This window comes from Rhodococcus sp. SG20037, from assembly GCF_031763325.1.
In the GTDB taxonomy this organism is placed as follows: Bacteria; Actinomycetota; Actinomycetes; order Mycobacteriales; family Mycobacteriaceae; genus Rhodococcus_F; species Rhodococcus_F qingshengii.
In genome coordinates this window covers 4,201,581-4,220,488 of sequence record NZ_CP134497.1, presented here as the reverse complement: position 1 = coordinate 4,220,488, position 18,908 = coordinate 4,201,581, and the positions used below count along the sequence as shown (strand labels likewise).

Annotated in this window: 18 protein-coding genes and 1 riboswitch; of the genes, 7 read left to right on the top strand and 11 right to left on the bottom strand. The window is 61.5% G+C overall.

Annotated elements, in window-relative coordinates; genetic code table 11:
• The first annotated feature begins 16 nt into the window (after positions 1–16).
• Positions 17–1,384, top strand: coding sequence for an acetamidase/formamidase family protein (locus RHP72_RS19305; RefSeq protein WP_058227701.1), 1,368 nt, complete (start codon positions 17–19; stop codon positions 1,382–1,384).
• Positions 1,385–1,405: 21 nt separating this feature from the next.
• Here the strand turns inward: RHP72_RS19305 and RHP72_RS19300 are convergent, their stop codons facing one another.
• The 7 genes from RHP72_RS19300 to RHP72_RS19270 all read right to left on the bottom strand — a co-directional run bounded on the left by RHP72_RS19300 (position 1,406) and on the right by RHP72_RS19270 (position 7,814).
• Positions 1,406–2,752, bottom strand: a complete 1,347-nt coding sequence (locus tag RHP72_RS19300) for a T3SS (YopN, CesT) and YbjN peptide-binding chaperone 1 (RefSeq protein WP_003941353.1) — start codon at positions 2,750–2,752, stop codon at positions 1,406–1,408.
• A gap of 212 nt (positions 2,753–2,964) precedes the next feature.
• Complete coding sequence (locus RHP72_RS19295; RefSeq protein WP_020970103.1) at positions 2,965–3,447, bottom strand: hypothetical protein; 483 nt, start codon at positions 3,445–3,447, stop codon at positions 2,965–2,967.
• Positions 3,448–3,612: 165 nt separating this feature from the next.
• Complete coding sequence (locus RHP72_RS19290) at positions 3,613–4,170, bottom strand: LysM peptidoglycan-binding domain-containing protein (RefSeq protein WP_020908363.1); 558 nt, start codon at positions 4,168–4,170, stop codon at positions 3,613–3,615.
• A gap of 288 nt (positions 4,171–4,458) precedes the next feature.
• Positions 4,459–5,253: an ABC transporter ATP-binding protein gene (locus RHP72_RS19285; RefSeq protein WP_075835368.1), complete on the bottom strand. Its 795-nt coding sequence runs from the start codon at positions 5,251–5,253 to the stop codon at positions 4,459–4,461.
• 8 nt (positions 5,254–5,261) lie between these two features.
• The gene (locus tag RHP72_RS19280; RefSeq protein WP_003941393.1) at positions 5,262–6,065 is read right to left on the bottom strand and encodes an ABC transporter permease; all 804 of its coding nucleotides are present in this window, start codon (positions 6,063–6,065) and stop codon (positions 5,262–5,264) included.
• A complete protein-coding gene (locus RHP72_RS19275) occupies positions 6,043–7,071 on the bottom strand; it encodes an ABC transporter substrate-binding protein (RefSeq protein WP_311093704.1) in 1,029 nt (342 codons plus the stop codon). The genes RHP72_RS19280 and RHP72_RS19275 overlap by 23 nt, the downstream gene beginning before the upstream one ends.
• Entirely contained in the window at positions 7,071–7,814 is a 744-nt protein-coding gene (locus tag RHP72_RS19270) for a TenA family protein (protein ID WP_007726090.1), read from the bottom strand. The genes RHP72_RS19275 and RHP72_RS19270 overlap by 1 nt, the downstream gene beginning before the upstream one ends.
• Positions 7,802–7,897, bottom strand: a riboswitch (TPP riboswitch). (Overlaps the previous gene by 13 nt.)
• 104 nt (positions 7,898–8,001) lie before the next feature.
• On the opposite strand from RHP72_RS19270, the gene RHP72_RS19265 reads away from it, so the two are divergent.
• Positions 8,002–9,570, top strand: a complete 1,569-nt coding sequence (locus tag RHP72_RS19265; RefSeq protein ID WP_007726092.1) for a carboxylesterase/lipase family protein — start codon at positions 8,002–8,004, stop codon at positions 9,568–9,570.
• On the opposite strand, the gene RHP72_RS19260 is transcribed toward RHP72_RS19265, so the two are convergent.
• Positions 9,563–10,789, bottom strand: a complete 1,227-nt coding sequence (locus RHP72_RS19260) for an MFS transporter (RefSeq protein ID WP_075835366.1) — start codon at positions 10,787–10,789, stop codon at positions 9,563–9,565. The two genes, RHP72_RS19265 and RHP72_RS19260, sit on opposite strands and share 8 nt — an antisense overlap.
• A 161-nt stretch (positions 10,790–10,950) precedes the next feature.
• Positions 10,951–11,220 carry a GNAT family N-acetyltransferase gene (locus RHP72_RS19255; protein ID WP_042923125.1) on the bottom strand — a complete coding sequence of 90 codons (270 nt, stop codon included), beginning with the start codon at positions 11,218–11,220 and terminating at the stop codon, positions 10,951–10,953.
• Positions 11,221–11,794: 574 nt separating this feature from the next.
• Between RHP72_RS19255 and RHP72_RS19250 the strand changes: the two genes are divergently transcribed.
• A complete protein-coding gene (locus tag RHP72_RS19250; protein WP_003941297.1) occupies positions 11,795–12,121 on the top strand; it encodes a hypothetical protein in 327 nt (108 codons plus the stop codon).
• A 57-nt stretch (positions 12,122–12,178) separates the two neighbouring features.
• Here the strand turns inward: RHP72_RS19250 and RHP72_RS19245 are convergent, their stop codons facing one another.
• Positions 12,179–12,802, bottom strand: a complete 624-nt coding sequence (locus RHP72_RS19245; protein ID WP_075833801.1) for a Type 1 glutamine amidotransferase-like domain-containing protein — start codon at positions 12,800–12,802, stop codon at positions 12,179–12,181.
• 34 nt (positions 12,803–12,836) lie between these two features.
• A complete protein-coding gene (locus RHP72_RS19240) occupies positions 12,837–13,655 on the bottom strand; it encodes a maleylpyruvate isomerase family mycothiol-dependent enzyme (protein ID WP_075833799.1) in 819 nt (272 codons plus the stop codon).
• 191 nt (positions 13,656–13,846) lie between these two features.
• Between RHP72_RS19240 and RHP72_RS19235 the strand changes: the two genes are divergently transcribed.
• From RHP72_RS19235 to RHP72_RS19220, 4 genes are all read left to right on the top strand, one after another.
• Positions 13,847–15,385 carry an AMP-binding protein gene (locus RHP72_RS19235; RefSeq protein WP_003941397.1) on the top strand — a complete coding sequence of 513 codons (1,539 nt, stop codon included), beginning with the start codon at positions 13,847–13,849 and terminating at the stop codon, positions 15,383–15,385.
• Between the two features lie 527 nt (positions 15,386–15,912).
• Positions 15,913–17,022: a Re/Si-specific NAD(P)(+) transhydrogenase subunit alpha gene (locus RHP72_RS19230; protein WP_003941381.1), complete on the top strand. Its 1,110-nt coding sequence runs from the start codon at positions 15,913–15,915 to the stop codon at positions 17,020–17,022.
• Positions 17,022–17,345, top strand: coding sequence for an NAD(P) transhydrogenase subunit alpha (locus RHP72_RS19225; protein ID WP_003941319.1), 324 nt, complete (start codon positions 17,022–17,024; stop codon positions 17,343–17,345). Before RHP72_RS19230 ends, RHP72_RS19225 begins: the two co-directional genes overlap by 1 nt.
• Positions 17,345–18,775 carry an NAD(P)(+) transhydrogenase (Re/Si-specific) subunit beta gene (locus RHP72_RS19220; protein ID WP_003941368.1) on the top strand — a complete coding sequence of 477 codons (1,431 nt, stop codon included), beginning with the start codon at positions 17,345–17,347 and terminating at the stop codon, positions 18,773–18,775. Before RHP72_RS19225 ends, RHP72_RS19220 begins: the two co-directional genes overlap by 1 nt.
• Positions 18,776–18,908: the final 133 nt, after the last annotated feature.

Sequence of the window (18,908 nt, the reverse complement as noted above, 5' to 3'; positions counted from 1 at the left end):
CTCCGGAGGAATCTCGATGGAATACACTCTTGCCCGCAACGCAGCCGAAGACCTGACGAAAGGTCTTGGCCGACGCGGATTCATGAGGGCAGTCGCTGCCCTCGGTGCGGGCGTAGGAGTTGCCGGTGTGGCTTCGGGATGCGCGCACTCGAACGCGTCACCGGCTGGATCGTCCTCCTCTGCACTACCGTTCGCCGATGGCATTCCGATTCTGCAACCGGGCAGCGGAAACGTCAGTGGCGATCACTATCTGAGTTCGGATCCGTCGGACGTCATGTGGGGTTATGTGCCCAACATCCACACCCGCGAGGTGATGCGGATGAAGTCGGGCCAGACCGTCACGATCGACGCCCTCTCGCACGAGGGAATTCTCGAGGATCAAGGGCGCAATCCTCTCGAATACTTCGGTAGCAAAGGCGTTTCCGAGAAGGACGTGCTCGAGGATGCGATTGCCGTTGCGGCCGAATACAACCGAACCGAACGAAACTTCGACAAGGACGGACCGCACGTTGTCACCGGCCCGGTCTTCGTCGAAGGCGCCCAGCCTGGAGACGTACTCAAGATCGAGACTCTCGAAGCCATTCCCCGCGTGCCGTACGGCGTTGTGTCGAGCAGACACGGCAAGGGCGCTCTCGCCGTCACAGCAGACGGAACCGCTCCAGCGGGAATCACTCTGGACGAAGTCATGCCGCCGGTCGCCACAGACGGGCGCGCAACAAAGGACCCGTTGAAGTACGGCGGTGTTTCCACTTTCACGGCGATCGAAGACGGCAAGGGCGTGATGCCTTTCGGACAGTCGAAGGTGCGGTTTCCCCTGCGGCCCTTCATGGGAATGATGGGAGTTGCCTATTCTGCGGATGCAGACCCGACATCCCCGTCGTCGAACTCCATTCCTCCGACCCTGGGCGGCGGAAACATCGACATCAGGCATCTCGGTGTCGGATCAACCTTCTATTTGCCGGTATTCGCTGAAGGCGCCCTCTTCTACGTCGGTGACCCCCACATGGCCATGGGCGACGGCGAGGCAGCGCTGACGGCGATGGAAGGTTCGCTGCGCGGCACGTTCCGACTAAGCGTGTGCAAGAAGAACTCCGGTGAGGCTCCATCGGTGGCTTTCGGATACCCGTTCGCCGAGACCGAGGAGGCCTGGATTCCGATCGGCCTGTCCGACCCCAACGGTTCGGTCGATGGGCAGAACAGTGACCTCAACGGTGCCATGCGACGTGCGGTGGTCAACGCACTCGACTTCCTCGAGCATGATCGCGGTATGGATCGAGCGACGGCCTACGCGTATCTTTCTGCCGCAGCCGATTTCACGGTCTCACAGGTAGTCGATCGAACCGTGGGCGTCCACGGACAGATCTTCAAATCCCACTTCGAATAGCGGGAAAGCCGATCCGTGTTGTCAGGACGGATCGTCGAAGAGGCTCTGTTGCAAGGGATCGGCAAACAAGCCCATCTGCTCAGGTTGCGGCTTTGCCGGCGTCTCGGTTCGAGAATTGGGCAGGACCACCAGTCGCAAAGCCCCTCGCAGACGGTCGACCATGAGTTCCCACCCGCCGACCTGATCCTCGTATCCCGCAGCCTCTTCGGCGTCTCCGCGACTGTGGGCGTCCACAGCCTGACTACGCAGCTGAATCTGCCATTCGTTGCTGATGTGGAGGAGCTGAAGAATCAGATCGCGATCACGACCACAGACATCGGCTACCGCGTCGAGATCCTCGGCCACGTCCAGATCGAGGTGCAGCAGGGTCTCGAGTTCGGGAGGCAGGTCCTCGGCCGTCAGATCGGGCTGCAGCGAGGAGGAGTCACCGCTCTTGTTCGCGAAGAAGAGGTCTCCGCCGACGCGTGCGGCGAACTCGTCGTCCACGGTACGCAGGAACGACGTCAGGGCGGCGCACGTATCGGTGAGTTGCTTGGGAACGAATGGCGAACCCGCCACCTCGAGGAACACCGACAGACGGTCGTCGATCAAGACGAACTTGATGCGCGACCACTTGCGGTTGAGATCGGCGATGACCTCGGCTGCACGAGTGCGGTTGCTGATGTCCTGAACGAGTGGGGAGAACAACTGCACGTCCATGGACTCGGAAAGCGGACCGACGAACATGACAGTCGAACCGACACGAATGGGTATGTCGCCGTCGCTGTCTCGCTCGGGAAGAGTGCCGAGCATGGGAAGCAAAGCGAGAGTGACCAACTCCTTGAGGTGGTCGATGTCGTTGGGCATGTAGGCCGCGGTGGGGTCGAGTGTCGGAAGTTCTGTCGACTCGACGACCGACGGATCGAAATCCGGAGTCTGCTCGTTGCCGGTGAGATCGCTGGATAGAAAAGCCGGGTGGTGCACACCGAACACATCACGGAATGCAGCGACAGTCATCGCTGCGAGCTGATCGGCCCAGTTCTGCGCCTTGTCGACGCAGAAGGCGGGGGAGTTGTTCGGATCCTCCAGATTCTCGGAAGGCGGATTCCAGCCGAGTGCGATCAACTTTTGTTCGTCGGCATCTTCGAGTCGATAGCGCGGATGAAGGAAGTCGTTGGAAGGAACCTCGCAGCGGACTGTGTTCTCGTCCCACACGAGGAACTGAACGCATGGCGCTGCGCCGTCAGCTGGATCGAAGTCGCCGGTGGACGATTCCACGGCAAGAACGTCGCCGTCGACCATGATGGAAATGTGATCGCCGAGGCGACGTTGAAATTCTGCCCACGCCCGGTCGACACTGACATCGAGATCGAAGCCCATTGCGCTCATCAGCCACCTCCTTCCGCAAAAGCTCAGACCTATACGGTATCGCGAGGCTCCGACAATGCTGCTGTCCTTTTCCGGTCGACCGGATTGCAGCGGACCACGAACCGTGAGGACGAGGAAGGTAGTCGCAGGTAGATCGGTTATTCGAGAGCGGCGACTGAAGTGTGCCTGTAACCGCCGTCACGCCAGGCGGTGTGCGGGCGAAAGAGCGAGGGTTATCCGGCGAGAACGGGCGAGACCTCGACGACGGGCGGCGTGGATCCGGTCGTGACAACGGGGGTGGTGCTGGTCTTGGTGGTTGTGGCCGTCGCGGTCGGTGACGAGGTCGCGGTAGCCGACGCAGTTGTCGTGGACGAGACCGGTGTTGTCGTACTGGTGGCCGTCGTAGTCGAGGTGGCGGAGCTCGTGCTTGTCGCGGTCACCACCAGCGGCTGATTACGAGGAGCAGTCGTCTCGTCGGCGATTCGCCAGGTCGGCGTCGGCGGGATGACAACCGTGGGAACTGCAACCGAGCTGTAGAACGCGGCCGGTTCGATCCCGGCGACGGACTCCACGGAAACCGAAGAGACCAGAGCGGGAGGCTTCACCACAGGGCCGCCGGAACCGAATGCGCCGGCTGCTCCGCCGAAAACGAGGCCTGATGTCAGAGAGAGAGCGGCCACTGCGACAGCGCCGATCATGACTGTTCTGTCTTTCATGCACACCTGTCCTTCGGGAGCAGTACGGAAGTACTGTAGGCGAAAAGATGCCGCAATGGAGTATCAGGGCCTGCTGGGCGGGACGCGAATCTGTGTGGCGTAGAACACAAAAGGCCCCGGGCGTCGACGCGGACGTCGGCACCCAGGGCCAGGTCAAGCAGTGAATCAGGCGGGGATCGTCAGTACCTGACCGGCGTTGATGAGATCCGGGTTCGGGATGCCGTTTGCATCCGCGATGCGCTGGTACTGGTTGCCGTCACCGTAGAAACGCTCCGCGATTGCCCACAGGGTGTCGCCGCTTTCGACGGTGTAGCTCTGCGCTGCCGGAGCGGCGGGTGCAGGCTCGGGCTCCGGTGCCGGAGCGGGCTCCGGGGCAGCCTCGGCGGCCGGAGCCTCGATTGCAGTGTCCGAAGACCACAGAGCATTTCCACCGGCGGACAGAACGACGTTGCGATCGTCCTGAACCGAGAGGGAGGCACCGTCGTTGCCTGCGGTCTGCGATGCCCACACGGCGTCGGAGTCCTTGTAGATGACGAAGTTTCCGTCAGCCTGCACCTCGGCGCGGTTGGCGCCGGATCCGTTGGTGCCTGCGGCCCAAACAGCCTGTCCGCCCTCGGACAGAACCAGGTTGCCGTCGTCCTGCAAGGTGAGGGTGTATGCGCCGTTGTCGGACTTGAGTTCCTGGCCGACTCCGAGGCTCTGACCTGACTGCAGTGTGCTCACGCTGTCCCTTTCCAAATCTGTTGCGATGACTGTGCCTCCACGATTCCGCTTTACCGTCCAGTTACCTTCTGGCCGTTGGTCTCGTAGGCGACCGAGTGTACGTTACCGAAGAGTACAGAGAATTGTGCAGCGTTGACGGATTGCGTGTCGAGCGTTCGGATCTTGCTGATATTAAGGCGTTTTGGGCGAACGCGCCGCGACATCCTACGCGAAGTTGCACCGTTGCGATGCACTTTCTCTTGAACGGCAGGTGAAATCGGCGCGCTCTCAGCGCATTGTCAGTAACCGCTAGGGCTGTAGCGACTTGCGAGTCTCGTCGTGGAGTACGGCAAGCAGCTCACGCTCGACGTCGGCGAACTCGGGCGAGGTGATCATGTCCAGTTCGCGTGGCCTCGGCAAGGGAACGTCGACGACGCACCTGACCGTTGCCGGCCTCGCCGACAGAACGACCACGCGATCGGACAGATAGATCGCTTCACGAATATCGTGGGTGATCATCAGCACGGTCCACCGGTACTGCTGCCACACGTCTTGCAGCCAGGCCTGCATCTCGGTGCGGGTCAACGAGTCCAGTGCGCCGAACGGCTCGTCGAGCAGCAGGACAGGTTTGCCCTGAACAACGGTGCGCAGCATCGCCGCTCGCTGGCGCATGCCGCCGGACAGCTGTGACGGCCGGGCGTCCTCGAATCCGGACAGTCCGAACGCCGGGAACAACTCGCGAGCGCGCTCGCGTGCTTCCTTCTTGCCGACTCCCTGCACTTCCAAACCGAGGGCCGTGTTGTCCAGTACCGAGCGCCAAGGGAACAGAAGATCCTTCTGCGGCATGTACGCGGTGTGCACCTCGGCGGCTGCTTCGGATTCCGTTGCGCGCGTGCCCACACGGACCGAACCCGCGGTCGGGGATTCGAGCCCGGCCAGGACGTTGAAGATCGTGCTCTTGCCGCAGCCGCTCGGCCCGATCACCGACACGAATTCGCCCGCGTCGGCGCCAAAGGACACCGAATCGAGCACGAGACGCGGTTCTCCGGCCGTGTCGAACCTCTTGGTCAGGTCCTGGATTTCGACCATTGCATCCTCGACCATCGGGTCAGTCATGTCCGCGACCTTTCGTTCATCGCCCATGGTGCAACGATGCGCTCGATGGCGAACGTCAGCAAGTACAGCGTGACACTGATCAACGCGGTCACCAGTACGGCCGCCAACACCAGGTCGGTGCGGAAGGAGTTCTTCTGGGTGCTCATGTAGATACCCAAACCGGAAGTAGCGCCGACGTATTCGGAGAACACCGCACCCACGACCGCATACGTGATGCCGATGCGCAGGGCAGTGAAGAATCGCGGAATTGCCGAAGGAAGGCGAACGTATCGGAACTCCTGCCAGCGAGTGCTGCCCATACTGCGCAGGAGAGCGCCCGCTTCCCGATCGGCCGCGGCAAATCCCTCGATGAGTCCGATGGTCATGGGGAAGAACGTCGCAAGGGCGATCACCAACACCTTCGGCAACAGCCCGAAGCCGAACCAGATGATCATCAGCGGCGCGATGGCGATGATCGGCAGCGTCTGCGAGACGACGAAAAGTGGTACCAGCGCGCGTGACAACCACGGCGAAAAGTCCACGACCACAGCAAGAATCCAGGCCAACACCAATGAAACAGTGAAGCCGACCAACGTGACCTGCAATGTCGACCAGGCGTGGCCGGAGATGATCTCGCGGTTGTCCCACCCCTGGGACAGAACGCGCCCCGGAGACGGAAGTACTTGCGGCCGAATCCCACTGATCTCGACGTAGATCTGCCACGCCGCCACGAGGAGCACCACCACGGCGAGCGCGGGAAGCGCCCGCCGCATGGTCGAGACCAACCGTCCGCTCACGTCAGGACGCGTCGAGATACTCATTGGTGAAGTACTCCGACCAGTCCGGCTTCTGGGTCAACGGCTTCCCGTCGGGTCCGGCGAGCAATCCGTTCTCGAAGAGGAATCCCGAGTAGCCCGACCAGGTTTCGAGATTCTGGGCGCCCACAACACCGTTGGCGTCTTTCATGTAGTCGGCGGCGAGCATCCGCTGACTCTCACGCACGAGGTCTTCGTCGGTGAATGCTCCGGGGTTCGCGTCGATGAGATCCTGCGCGGCCTGGTCCGGGTTGTCGGCAGCAGTCTGATATCCGCGTTGAACGGCTTTGACGAACTTGCGTGCCTCGTCGGGATGGTCCTTCAACCACTGCTGGTTGCCGTTGATCACGATCGAATATGCATCGGGGAAGCCGTAATCGGTGTACTGGAAGTACCGCATCGGAGTTCCGTTTCGCTCCGCTTCGAGGCCTTCCCAAGCAAAGTAGGAGACGGTGAAGTCTGCCTGGCCCGAGTACACGGCTTCGTACGCGGAAGTTCCGAGCGTGACCGTCGTGAAGTTCCCGGTCCCGCCGTCGTTGCGGATGATCTGCTGCAGCGTTTCGACTTCGCCGGGATCGCCGAACCCGGCGTACGTCTTCCCGTCGAGATCACGTGGGCGCGTGATGTCCGCACGATCCGCCTTCACGCCGATGCCGGTGGCGCGGTGCTGAAGTGGCGCGATGACGGACTTCGTGGCGGCGCCGGCTGCACGGGCGAACGTGGCCTGACTCTGTGTGCTGATGCCGAACTCGGCATTGCCGGCATCGACCAGGGTGTCGGGCGAGGTGTTGTTGTACGGCAGGATCGAGACGTCCAGGCCGGCGTCCTCGAAGTAGCCCTCTTGGAGTGCTACGTACAAACCGGTGTGGTTCGTGTTCGGTGTCCAGTCGAGTGCGAACCGAATGGTCCCGTCGGAAGAGCCGGTGTCAGAGGCGCATCCGGTCAGAACTGTGAACGCGGCTGCGATCGCGGCAGACGTGGCAAGCGTGCGGCGCAGCGCCGCAAACGACATCACGACGCCGGCCAAGGCTGCTGGTGGAGTGCGGAATCCCAGAACATCAGCTCATAGCGGCTGGCGATGCGGAATGCTTCACTCATCGCCTCACGCTCTGTCTCGGTGGCAGCTTCGGCCGCAGCATCGACCAGTACGCGGGCCTGCGCCACCGACTCGTGGAATTCGGGTGCGTCGTAGGTCGTGACCCACTGTGCGTACGGATGCGACGGATCGGCGTCGAGTACCTCGCGCGCTGAAGCGGCAAGATCGCGGCCGACCTCGGCGTAGATCCAGAAGCAGGGGAGTACTGCCGCTGCGGAGACCGGGTAAGGCGCAGTTGCTGCAGTCGCCGTCAGATACGAGACGTATCCCAGGCAGGCCTGCGAATGCTCGAGCCTTCCCGATCCCGCTGGAAGAATTCCACCGGTGAGAAGTCCGTCGTGAAGCGCAGATTCCACTGTCGCTGCCGTGGACGCGGAATTCGACCAGAAGCCCGCGGACTGCGGATCCGGGGCATGGGCCGCGACCAGGGACAACGCTTTCGAATACCCCTCGAGATAAAGCTTGTCTTGCTCGATGTACGTGCGGAACGCGTCGAGAGGCAATGTTCCGTCGCCGAGGCGGCGGAGGAACTCCAGTGAGTCGATCGACTCGCGGAGGGCCTTCGTCTCGGCCCAGAGTCGATCTGTGAACCGATCCGTCGACGGCGCTGTGGCCACCGAGTTTTCGGCAGAATTGTATGCAGGCTGCGTAGTAGCCATGACATCCCTTCGTCAGCATTACCTGATCAGGTTCCCGGGTGTGTTCTCAGCCCCGCCCATGCGGAGCACCCCGTGTCAGAACTAGGCGACCTTAACACCGAGGGGTTGCGTACTCGGCGCACACCCGTCCGAGATTGGTAGGTTTGGTCTTGATTGCCACACGCGCGGGTCGGGAGGGGATTCAGACATGGAGACCGACGTTCGACCAAATCTCGGCGAGGACGGAACTCTGGTGATCCGGGCGCGAGGCGGAGAAGCCCGCGGGTATCCGGATGGCGGTGTATTCGCGTGGAAGGGCATGCCCTACGCAGCGGCGCCGGTGGGTGAGCGGAGGTTCCGAGCGCCACAACCCGCACAGCCGTGGGACGGGGTGCGCGACTGTCGTGAGTTCGGGCCGATCGCGCCGCAAGGCCAGAGTCCGGCGGTTCCGATCGATCGGGCCTTCAAAATCGACGAGGACTGCCTGTCGATCAACGTCTGGGCCCCGCGACCCGACGGCACGCCGCGACCGGTGATGGTGTGGATTCACGGCGGCGCCTACTGCCTCGGATCCGCCGCCCAAACGATCTACGACGGCCGTCATCTGGCTGAAACCGGTGACGTCGTTCTCGTCTCCTTCAACTATCGCGTCGGCGCACTCGGATTCCTGGACCTGTCTGCATTCTCCACCGCGGATACTGTTTTCGAATCGAACTGTGGTCTGCGAGACCAGATTGCGGCACTCGAATGGGTTCGAGACAACATCGACGCCTTCGGTGGTGACCCGAGTGCGGTGACCGTGTTCGGTGAGTCCTCCGGCGCAGGATCCATCACGACGCTCATGACCTGTCCGAGCGCCGAAGGTCTGTTCCATCGTGCGATTGCCCAGAGTCCGCCCGCGACCTCCGTCTACGGGGCCGAGCGCGCCAAGACCGTTGCAGAGCGGTTTCTCGAACTGCTCTCGATCGACCCCGAAGACGCAGGCGATCTGCTGACCACGGATCTGGAACTGCTCGTCAAGGCAAGCGATGATTTGGTCAACGAAATTCCGACCCGGATTCCGGGAACTTTGGCGATGGCACCCGTTGTCGATCGCGATCTGGTGCCGCACTACCCGGTTGCGGCTTTCCAGAAGGGTTACGCGCACCGAATCCCACTGATCATCGGTTCCAACAAGGACGAGGCGTCGATCTTCAAGTTCATGAAGTCTCCGCTGATGCCGGTGAGTGCGCAGTCCGTCGAGGCAATGCTCCAATTACTGGCCGACGATCACCCCGACATCTCCGCGACCAAACTTGCCGAGATCATGTCGGCTTACCCTGACCATGCGAAACCGAGTGGCGCGCTGGCACTGTCACGGGACGCTGCGTTTCGCATGCCGACCCTCTGGATCGCAGACGCGCACTGCAGGCATTCCCCTACATGGGTCTACCGCTTCGATCACGCGACGCCGATGCTCAAGGCGGCGCGGATCGGCGCGGGCCACGCGACCGAATTACCTTATGTATTCGGCAATTTCGGAACCCTGAACGTCGACCCCACGTTCTGGCTCGGCGGTCGGAAGGCCGCGATGGAGGTGGCCGGCCGTATCCAACGGCGATGGTTGGCCTTCGCCAGGCATGCCGTGCCGGCGGCCCTCGACGGCTCGAAGCACTGGGCGCCGTACGAGGAAGAGAAGCGGTCGACGCTGTTGATCGACTCCGCCGACACCCTCGTCAGCGACCCCGATCACGGATTGCGCGTCGCCTGGGGCAACGACGTGATGGGGTTCAACTGACGTCGGTCGAGTGCCGCGGACGATCCAGTTCGCGAAGCACCGGCAGAGAGGCACAGACTGCGGCGATCAGGATGATCGGAATCGACAGGGCCACAAAGGTCGACGCGATTCCGAGTTGATCGAGCAGCGGGCCGACCGCGAGGTAGCCGAGCGGGCCTGCGGCGTAGGCCGTCGACGTCATGACACCGACGACGCGTCCACGCATGTGCTCCGGGCTGTGCGTCTGCATGGCGTAGTTGGCGATCGGGCCGACTGGTCCGTAGACGAGGCCCTGCAGTCCGGCAAGTACGAGGATCACCCACAGTGGAGGTAGGAGCGCCATGGCCAGCATCGCTATGCCGAGAACGGCGACGGCAAAAATCATGATCAGCCGCCGGGACATGATCGGCGCCAGTGGGGCGTAGGCGAGAGAGCCGATGATGCCGCCGATCGCCAAGGCCATCAACACCGATCCGAGTTGGGCCGGTTGATCCAACTCTGTGAAGTACACCGGGAACACGACACTCTCCACAGGCATGTAGAGCGCGACGACTGCCATGTCGATCAGCGCCAGGGTGCGCAGCAGTTTGTTGTTCCAGACGAACCGAAGACCGTCGAGTGTGCCGTGCCAGATCGATTTCGGACGGTGTTCGTGTTCGGGCACTCCGGCGCCGGGAAGCCGGATGAAGGCGACCATGACTATCGAGAACACAAAACCTGCCGCCGTGACCCAGAGCGTGTTCACCGCTCCGATCGTTGCGATGAGGACACCGCCGATGCCAGGGCCGATCAGATACGCGACGTTGAAGTTGGCCTCGTACACACTGTTGGTTCGATCGAGCTTCCACTTGGCGGTCCGAGTCGCTGCAGGCAGCATGGACTCCCTCGCCGCCATTCCGGCGGGGTCGAACACGGCGCCGAGTGCGGCCAACGCCGCGATCACCGGGATCGTCAAGCCCGCGGTGGCCGCGATGATCGGAATCGCTGCAACGGACATCGCAGAGAGAGCGTCGGAAATCATCGACGTTCGACGGCGTCCGAACTTGTCGACGAATGTCCCCGAAAACAGGCTCGACACGAGTAGCGGAATGGCTGCTGCGCCGGCAACTATCGCCGCGTCGGTAGCCTTACCGGTTCGTTCGAGAACCAGCCAGGGGAGCACGACGATGGCGATACCGTTGCCGATCGCCGAGAACAGCGTCGCGAGATTGACCAGTACGAGAGGGAGATAGCTGGGGATAACTACGTCCGTGGACGCAGGTGGACGCCGATCTGCTGAGGCGACCACGTTCTTTCCTTCCCCGAGATGGTGCCGCCCAGGATTTCGACGACGGCACCATCGACGCTAGCAGCGGGGTCTGCAGGTTCGCGACTGGTTTTTCGCCGGCCGTTCTCGTTCGGTTATGCCTGGTAGGCGGGGTTCTCCGCAACAAACTTCTCGACGTACGAGCACGTCGGAAGGATCTTCAATCCCTCGTTCCGGGTCTGATCGAGCGCTTCACGCACCACGATGGCGGCAAGCCCGCGCCCACGAAACTGCGGATAGGTCACCGTGTGGTGGAAATCACGGACGCCGGAATGGTCCGAGTACTCGGCGAAACCGGCGAGTTCGCCGTCGACTCGGATCTCGAAACGCGTTTCCGCGGGATTGTGCGCCACTGTCTCGGTCATCTTCGGGCTCCGTTTCGAAAGGGCGGCCGGTTGCGCCGCGCCGCGTCTACGTTCTCTGGAGCACGCTACCTGGCAGGCCGTCCGCAATATCGGTTGCCGACGTGGGATCCGTTACTTAGCGCAACTACAACTGGACGACCGTTCAAGGGACCTTCGTCGCCATGGAGAACGAACAAAACTGGTCTGTACGTGCCGATTTGCCCGTACTTTTGTGCCCACAACGGGTGATACATATGCATCACGATCGTAACTATCCCAATATGTGGGACCGGTCACAAAGTTTTTTGTCGTCTGTTCGGATGGATTAAGTGGAGGGCCTGAAACGGGCAAATTGCAGGTCAGCGGCGCGCTGGTTGCGTGTCGATGATGGGTGCGAGTGGCCGGAAACCCCAGGGGTATTGCGTTGGTCATCAGATCGTTTCTCGGACGTGATCCCAAAGACCCGCTCGGGGGGTTAGCGTTTGAATCGTCGGGGATAGAAGAAGCGTTACAACTTCGCCAAAAAAACTTTGGCGTCGCTGCTCAACGGTTCGATTTCGAGTCTTCGTCGGACAACTTCGAGGAAGGAACGCACATGATTTTCGGGCAGCGTGAGTCGAACAGTTACTTTGCCGCAATTTTTTCGTACGACTTCCTTGACGAAGGTCTGGGATACGAGACCATCGCACGGATTCACCGAGGCGAGATCTGCGAATGGATTCGTGATCTCGAGGCTTCCGGGTTGTTCTCGGCTGCGGAAGTCCATGCCGCTGAACTGGCATGGCGCGAAAATCCACGCCTGCTCCTCGACGCCCTTCTCGAGGACGCTGACGAGGTCTCTGTCAAGCGCTGGGAGATCGCGTGGACGAGGCTCGAGCGTCAGTCGCCGGCAGCCGGAACCGCGGTGGCAGAGCACGGCTGATCCGGTCGGGCCGAGTCGACTGCTCAGTCTGCGTCAAGATCAACCGTCTGCGTTACATCAACGGTCGACGAGTATCGCCTCGTGATCTGTAAGCACGGTGAATTGCGCGCCCGCCGTGGTCAGGGCCGCAACCGTCCGCGCAGTCACCTGTGGATCTTCGAGTAGCGAATCGCCGCCGTGCGGCACTATCGCGAAGTCGATCAGCGCGAGCCCGGACCAGATCGGGTCGATACCGCACGTTGGCATGACTTCAGCGGGGTCGTCCGACGCGTCCAGCCCGATCAGAGTCGGAGTCGCCAGGCACGCTCCGGCGCTGTATCCCGCATAGGCCACGACGCCTGAACGAACCAGCATCTCGATGACCCTGTCAGCGCCACTTCGAGCTAGCTGAGCTCGCAGGACGAACGTGTTTCCGCCGCGAACCCACAGGCAGTCGAATTCGCGGAGCCGGAGTTCCAGTGCTTCCGATGCACCCAGGAAGTCTCGGACATCCACTTCCTCTGCGGTGAAGCCCGCTGCCCGTAGCGGAGTCAATTCGCTGGTGACTGCTGAACTGCGGGCATTCGCGGGCCACGAATCTGCAGCCGCGGCGATGACCGCGATGCGAGCGCCGCGGCCTACGAGATCGACAAAAGCCTCGCGGTGGTCGCCGAATCGGTAGGACGAGAGAAACAGTTTCACTTCTCAGTACCTTCGCGACCTACCCACCCAGCCCTCAAATCGTGAACGCCAGATTGTCGACGACGCGTGTGCCCACCGTGGTGTCACCGCGAAGCGAGATGTCGGTTCGGTGATCCGACGCGTGGACGCGGCCACCGGCAATTCGGGTGAAGAGCGGTGAGCTCATCGAGATGGTCGTGGTCGCCGGACCGTCCAACTCCGGGACGAGTGTTGCTCGCGCGTCGACCGAGACGTGAAGTGAACGGGCAAGTGGCCCTTCGAGTTCGAAAGTGATCCGTGCTCCCTCTGGCGCCTTTCCTCGTTTTCCGACGACGAATCCGAGCGCGCTGGTGATTTCGCCGAATGCAGTCTCCGCGCGCAATCCGCCTTCCTCACCCGGAATGCCAACTGCATCTCTGATGTCGAGTTCGTGCATCCAACAGTCGAAGGTCCGAATACGCATGAACCGGCCATAGGGCGCAAGACCGACCGGTGTTTGTGTCTCGGCGTCCCAGTCCGCGCTGGTCATCGAGCGCAGCGCTTCGGTTCGTTCGGCGGTGATCTCGCGATATCGGGTCAGCAGGTCCGAGTGCAGTGTCCGCCGCAGGCCTTCGACCCAGCGCTCGTTGAACGCCGCAATCTCGTTGTGGACGTGGGGCAATGCGTGCACGTCCAGATTGATCGACGGCGGATTGATGCCCGAGAGCAGTGATTCCGTACCGATCAGATGGGACACGATGTCGTGAACCGTCCACCCCGGAAGGTTCGACGGTGCCAACCACTGATCGCCGTCGAGTTCGGCCAGCAGTGCGTCGATGACTCTCCATTCCTCGGTCAATGCGTCGACTACTGAGTCCTGGGGCCAACCACTCATGTGGACATCTCCTGTTTCGGACGGTGCGGTTCTCCTCACTGTATGTCCCGGCGGATAAGTGAGCGGACATTCCCATGCTTCGAGTCGGTGTCACCAAACCTCCGAGGGTGGCAGAGTTCCTGTGGTAGACCAGGATTGTCGACGCCGAAGCAGGCTCACGCGGCGTTGTCGTCACCGACAGAGGAGTCTTCGTGTTTCCAGGAAATTTTGTCCAGTCCACGCCGGACAAGCCCGCCGTCATTCGCCCTGCGACGGGTGAGTCCATCACCTATCGGGAACTCGACGAACGGTCGACGCAGTTGGCGCGATACTTCCGAAGTGTCGGTGCCAAGCCTGGGGACCACGTCGCTCTCATCTCGAACAACGATCTCCGGGCGTTCGAGGTGTACTGGGCAGCGTTGAGATCCGGCCTCTACATCACCGCGGTGAACTGGCATCTCACGGCTTCGGAGGCTGCCTACATCGTCGACGACTGCGAGGCGACAATTCTGGTGGCGTCGGGGCAGGCGTCCGCAGCAGTTCCGTTGGACGAGAAGCTGATTCCACGCGTGCGACACCGATTGGTGTACGGCGGCGCCCTCGAGGGCTTCGACGACTACGAAGAAGCGGTCGATGCGCAGTCCACTGCTCCACTCGACTCGCAGCCGCGTGGGGCTGACATGCTGTATTCGTCGGGAACCACCGGCAGGCCGAAGGGGATCAAAGGAGATCTCCCGGAGGGTGAGGTGAACACCACCATGGATCCGTACACCGCGGTGTTCGCACCGATGTACGGGTTCGATTCCGACACAGTCTATTTGTGCCCGGCTCCGGTCTATCACGCGGCGCCCCTGCGTTTTTGCGGCGTGATCAATTCGGTCGGCGGAACCGTGATCTTGATGGATGCATTCGAAGCCGAAACCGCGCTGGAGTTGATCGGTAAATACGCTGTGACGCACAGTCAGTGGGTACCGACGATGTTCGTTCGAATGTTGAAACTTCCGAAGGAGACCCGTGATCGTTACGACGTCTCGACGGTGAAGGTCGCCATTCACGCTGCTGCTCCCTGCCCGCCCGAAGTGAAGACAGCAATGATCGACTGGTGGGGGCCGGTGATCTACGAGTACTACGCCTCGACCGAGGGTTCGGGCGCTACCTTCATCAACAGTGAGCAGGCCTTGTCGCATCCGGGTTCCGTCGGGCGTGACGGAGTGATGGGGATCGTGCACATCTGTGACGACGCCGGGCGCGATCTTCCGGTCGGCGAGATCGGTACCGTGTTCTGGGAGCGGGAGACTTTGCCGTTCCGGTACCACAATGATCCCGAGAAAACGGCTGCCGCGCAGCATCCGGATCATCCGACGTGGACGACGAGTGGAGATATCGGCTATATCGACTCCGAGCGTTTCCTTTATCTGACCGACCGCGCCGCGTTCACGATTATCTCCGGTGGTGTGAATATCTACCCACAGGAGTCCGAGAACATCCTTACTTTGCACCCGAAGGTGTTCGACGTGGCGGTCATCGGTGTTCCCGACGAGGAAATGGGTGAGCAGGTCAAGGCGGTTGTCCAACTAGCGGAGGGAATCGAGCCTGGTGCCCATGTCGCCGAGGAATTGCTGGAATACGTTCGCAGTCAGGTCGCACATTTCAAAGCTCCGAGAAGCATTGACTTTGCCGACGAATTGCCTAGGACCGCTACAGGAAAGCTCGTCAAGCACAAGTTGCGGTCTCAATATGTGAGCAATTGATGCTCTAGTGAAATACTAGGACATCAGAGTAATTCTGCGAGATAGTCGGCAAGGACCTGCGCGTGACTGCATGGCAGGTCCTTGCTTGCTGTCAGTAGAACAACGGGTCGAGCATCCGAGGCCGGTGCGAGGCGTACTGCAGGTTTTCACGTTTGAGGCCGCGTGGCCGGAGTCGGTCTACGCGGAGTCGGACGGCGTTACATTCGGAAGCTGGTTCGTAAACTCGCTCGAGGGTGATTATTCGGCGCGTCATTCTGATGCCTTTACGTCTTTCGGCCGTTTCAAATAGTGGAATAGTCCGCCATTCCGGTGTGATCGGCCTCACAGTAGGCTTCTTCAGGTATGTCCAAACATACTGTTCGGACTCGATTCAGATGGAGAAAGTGCGTCGTCGGTTTCCCTACGCCGCGTTAACTCTGGCTACTATCAGTCACCATTCACCCAAAAGCGGGTCATCTTCCGCTCATCACATGCTGGTTGCCGCTCGTCGCAGCAGGCGAACCACCAACCGCAGAAGGTAATGGAAAATGGAAACATCGAAGAGCGCACAAGTGCGTCCGTCGGTCGGCGTCCCTCGAGAATCGAGTGATGGTGAGCGTCGGGTCGCATTGGTGCCGAAAATTGTGTCCGCTTTGATCGGCAAGGGTGTCGACGTGGTCGTCGAGTCCGGGGCCGGTCTCGGGGCGTTGATTCCCGACGAGTTGTACACCGCTGCCGGCGCGAAGATCGGCGATCCGTGGACTGCTGACGTGGTGGTCAAGGTTGCGCCTCCGTCCACAGAAGAGATCGCCCGGATCAGTACCGGCGCGAAGCTCATCGGTTTCCTGAATCCGCGTAATGCGGACAACCGCATCGCCGAGTTGAAGGCCGCCGGCATCGAGGGATACGCCGTGGAGGCGATTCCTCGTATCTCCCGCGCGCAGGTGATGGACGCGTTGTCCTCGCAGGCGAACGTGTCCGGGTACAAGGCTGTTCTGTTGGCAGCATCGGAGTCGACGCGGTTCTTCCCGATGCTCACCACCGCTGCGGGCACGGTGAAGCCTGCGACGGTTCTGGTCCTCGGAGTGGGAGTGGCAGGTCTGCAGGCGCTGGCGACAGCCAAGCGTCTCGGTGGCCGCGCTACCGGGTACGACGTGCGTCCTGAGGTCGCCGACCAGGTGCGTTCGGTGGGTGCACAGTGGCTCGACCTGGGAATCGATGCGGCGGGCGAGGGTGGATACGCCCGCGAGTTGACCGACGACGAGCGAGCGAAGCAGCAGCAAGCACTCGAAGATGCGATCAAGGGCTTCGACGTTGTGATCACCACAGCTCTGGTTCCGGGTCGTCCCGCGCCGCGCCTGGTGACCGCTGCCGCGGTCGAAGGCATGAAGCCGGGCAGTGTCGTGGTCGACCTCGCGGGTGAAACCGGTGGTAACTGCGAGCTGACCGAGCCGGGTCAAACCGTCGTCAAGCACGGCGTGACCATCTGCTCTCCGTTGAATTTGCCGGCGTCCATGCCGGAGCATGCGTCCGAGTTGTACTCGAAGAACATTTCCGCGCTGATCGAACTCATGTTGGTGGAAGGCGCCTTGGCGCCTGATTTCTCCGACGAGGTTCTGGCCGGTGCGTGCGTCACCCGTGAAGAGAAGGGCGCCTGATGTACACATCACTGCTGGCGAACATCGCGATCCTGGTGTTGTCCGGGTTCGTCGGTTTCGCTGTGATCTCCAAAGTTCCGAACACCCTGCACACCCCGTTGATGTCCGGTACGAACGCCATCCACGGCATCGTCGTCCTGGGTGCGTTGGTTGTCCTTGGCAAGGTGCACGATCCCTCGATCGGGTTGCAGATCATCTTGTTCGTAGCGCTCGTCTTCGGAACCGTGAACGTTGTCGGTGGTTTTGTGGTCACGGACCGCATGTTGGCGATGTTCAAGGCCAAGCCGGCCGCCAAGTCTGTGTCGAAGGATGGTGACCAGTAATGGAATACCTGGTCAATGCGCTCTACATTGTCGCGTTCTCGATGTTCATCTACGGCCTCATGGGTCTTACCGGCCCGAAGACCGCAGTCCGCGGCAACCAGATCGCCGCGGTCGGCATGCTCATCGCCGTCGTTGCAACTCTGATCTCCATTCGTGATGCGGAGATGGGGAACTGGATCCTCATCGCTGCCGGCCTTGTCATCGGTGTCGTGCTCGGCGTTCCGCCGGCGCTCCGGACGAAGATGACGGCCATGCCGCAGTTGGTGGCACTGTTCAACGGTGTCGGCGGCGGCACGGTCGCGTTGATCGCGTACGCGGAGTTCCTGGACTCGGACGGTTTCACCGCATTCCAGCACGGCGAGTCGCCGACGGTACACATCGTCATCGCGTCGCTCTTTGCCGCGGTGATCGGATCGATCTCCTTCTGGGGCAGCGTGATCGCGTTCCTGAAGCTGCAGGAAACTCTGCCTGGTCGTCCGATCGGAATCGGTAAGCTCCAGCAGCCGCTCAATGCTCTGCTGCTCATTGCCGCCGTCGCGTTCTCGGTGATCATCGGTATCAAGGCGATCTCACCGGAAGGCCCGACCAGCTCACTGTGGATCGTCGGCGTGCTCGTGCTCTCGGGCATCCTCGGACTGATGGTCGTGCTGCCCATCGGCGGCGCGGACATGCCCGTCGTCATCTCGCTGCTCAACGCTCTGACCGGTTTGTCAGCTGCTGCTGCAGGTTTGGCGCTCAACAACCAGGCGATGATCGTCGCCGGCATGATCGTCGGTGCTTCGGGCACCATCTTGACCAACCTCATGGCCAAGGCCATGAACCGGTCCATCCCGGCCATCGTTGCCGGCGGCTTCGGTGGTGGTGGCGGTGAAGCCGCATCCTCCGACGGCGTCGTGCGCACGGCAAAGGCGACCTCGGCCGCCGACGCGGCTATCCAGATGGCCTACGCCAACCAGGTCATCGTCGTACCCGGATACGGACTTGCCGTCGCGCAGGCTCAGCATGCCGTCAAGGACATGGCGAAACTGCTCGAGTCGAAGGGCGTCGAGGTCAAGTACGCCATTCACCCGGTCGCCGGCCGTATGCCCGGTCACATGAACGTTCTTCTCGCAGAGGCGGATGTCTCGTACGACGCGATGAAGGAAATGGACGACATCAACGACGAGTTCTCTCGTACCGATGTCACCTTGGTGATCGGCGCGAACGACGTCACCAACCCGGCGGCGCGCAACGATCCGAGCTCACCGATTCACGGAATGCCGATCCTCAACGTCGACCAGTCGAAGTCCGTCATCGTGCTCAAGCGCTCGATGAACTCCGGTTTCGCCGGTATCGAGAACCCGCTCTTCTTCGCCGAGGGCACTTCGATGCTCTTCGGTGACGCCAAGAAGTCGGTCTCCGAAGTAACCGAGGAGCTCAAGGCGCTCTAGCGCTGGTACTCGGAAGGGGCGTCCACTCGCAGCTGCGAGTGGACGCCTTTTTTCGTGGCCGTGTGTTGCAAAGATGTCGTGTGTTGCAACGACTTCTTGTGCTGAAACGACTTCTTGTGCTGAAACGACAAAG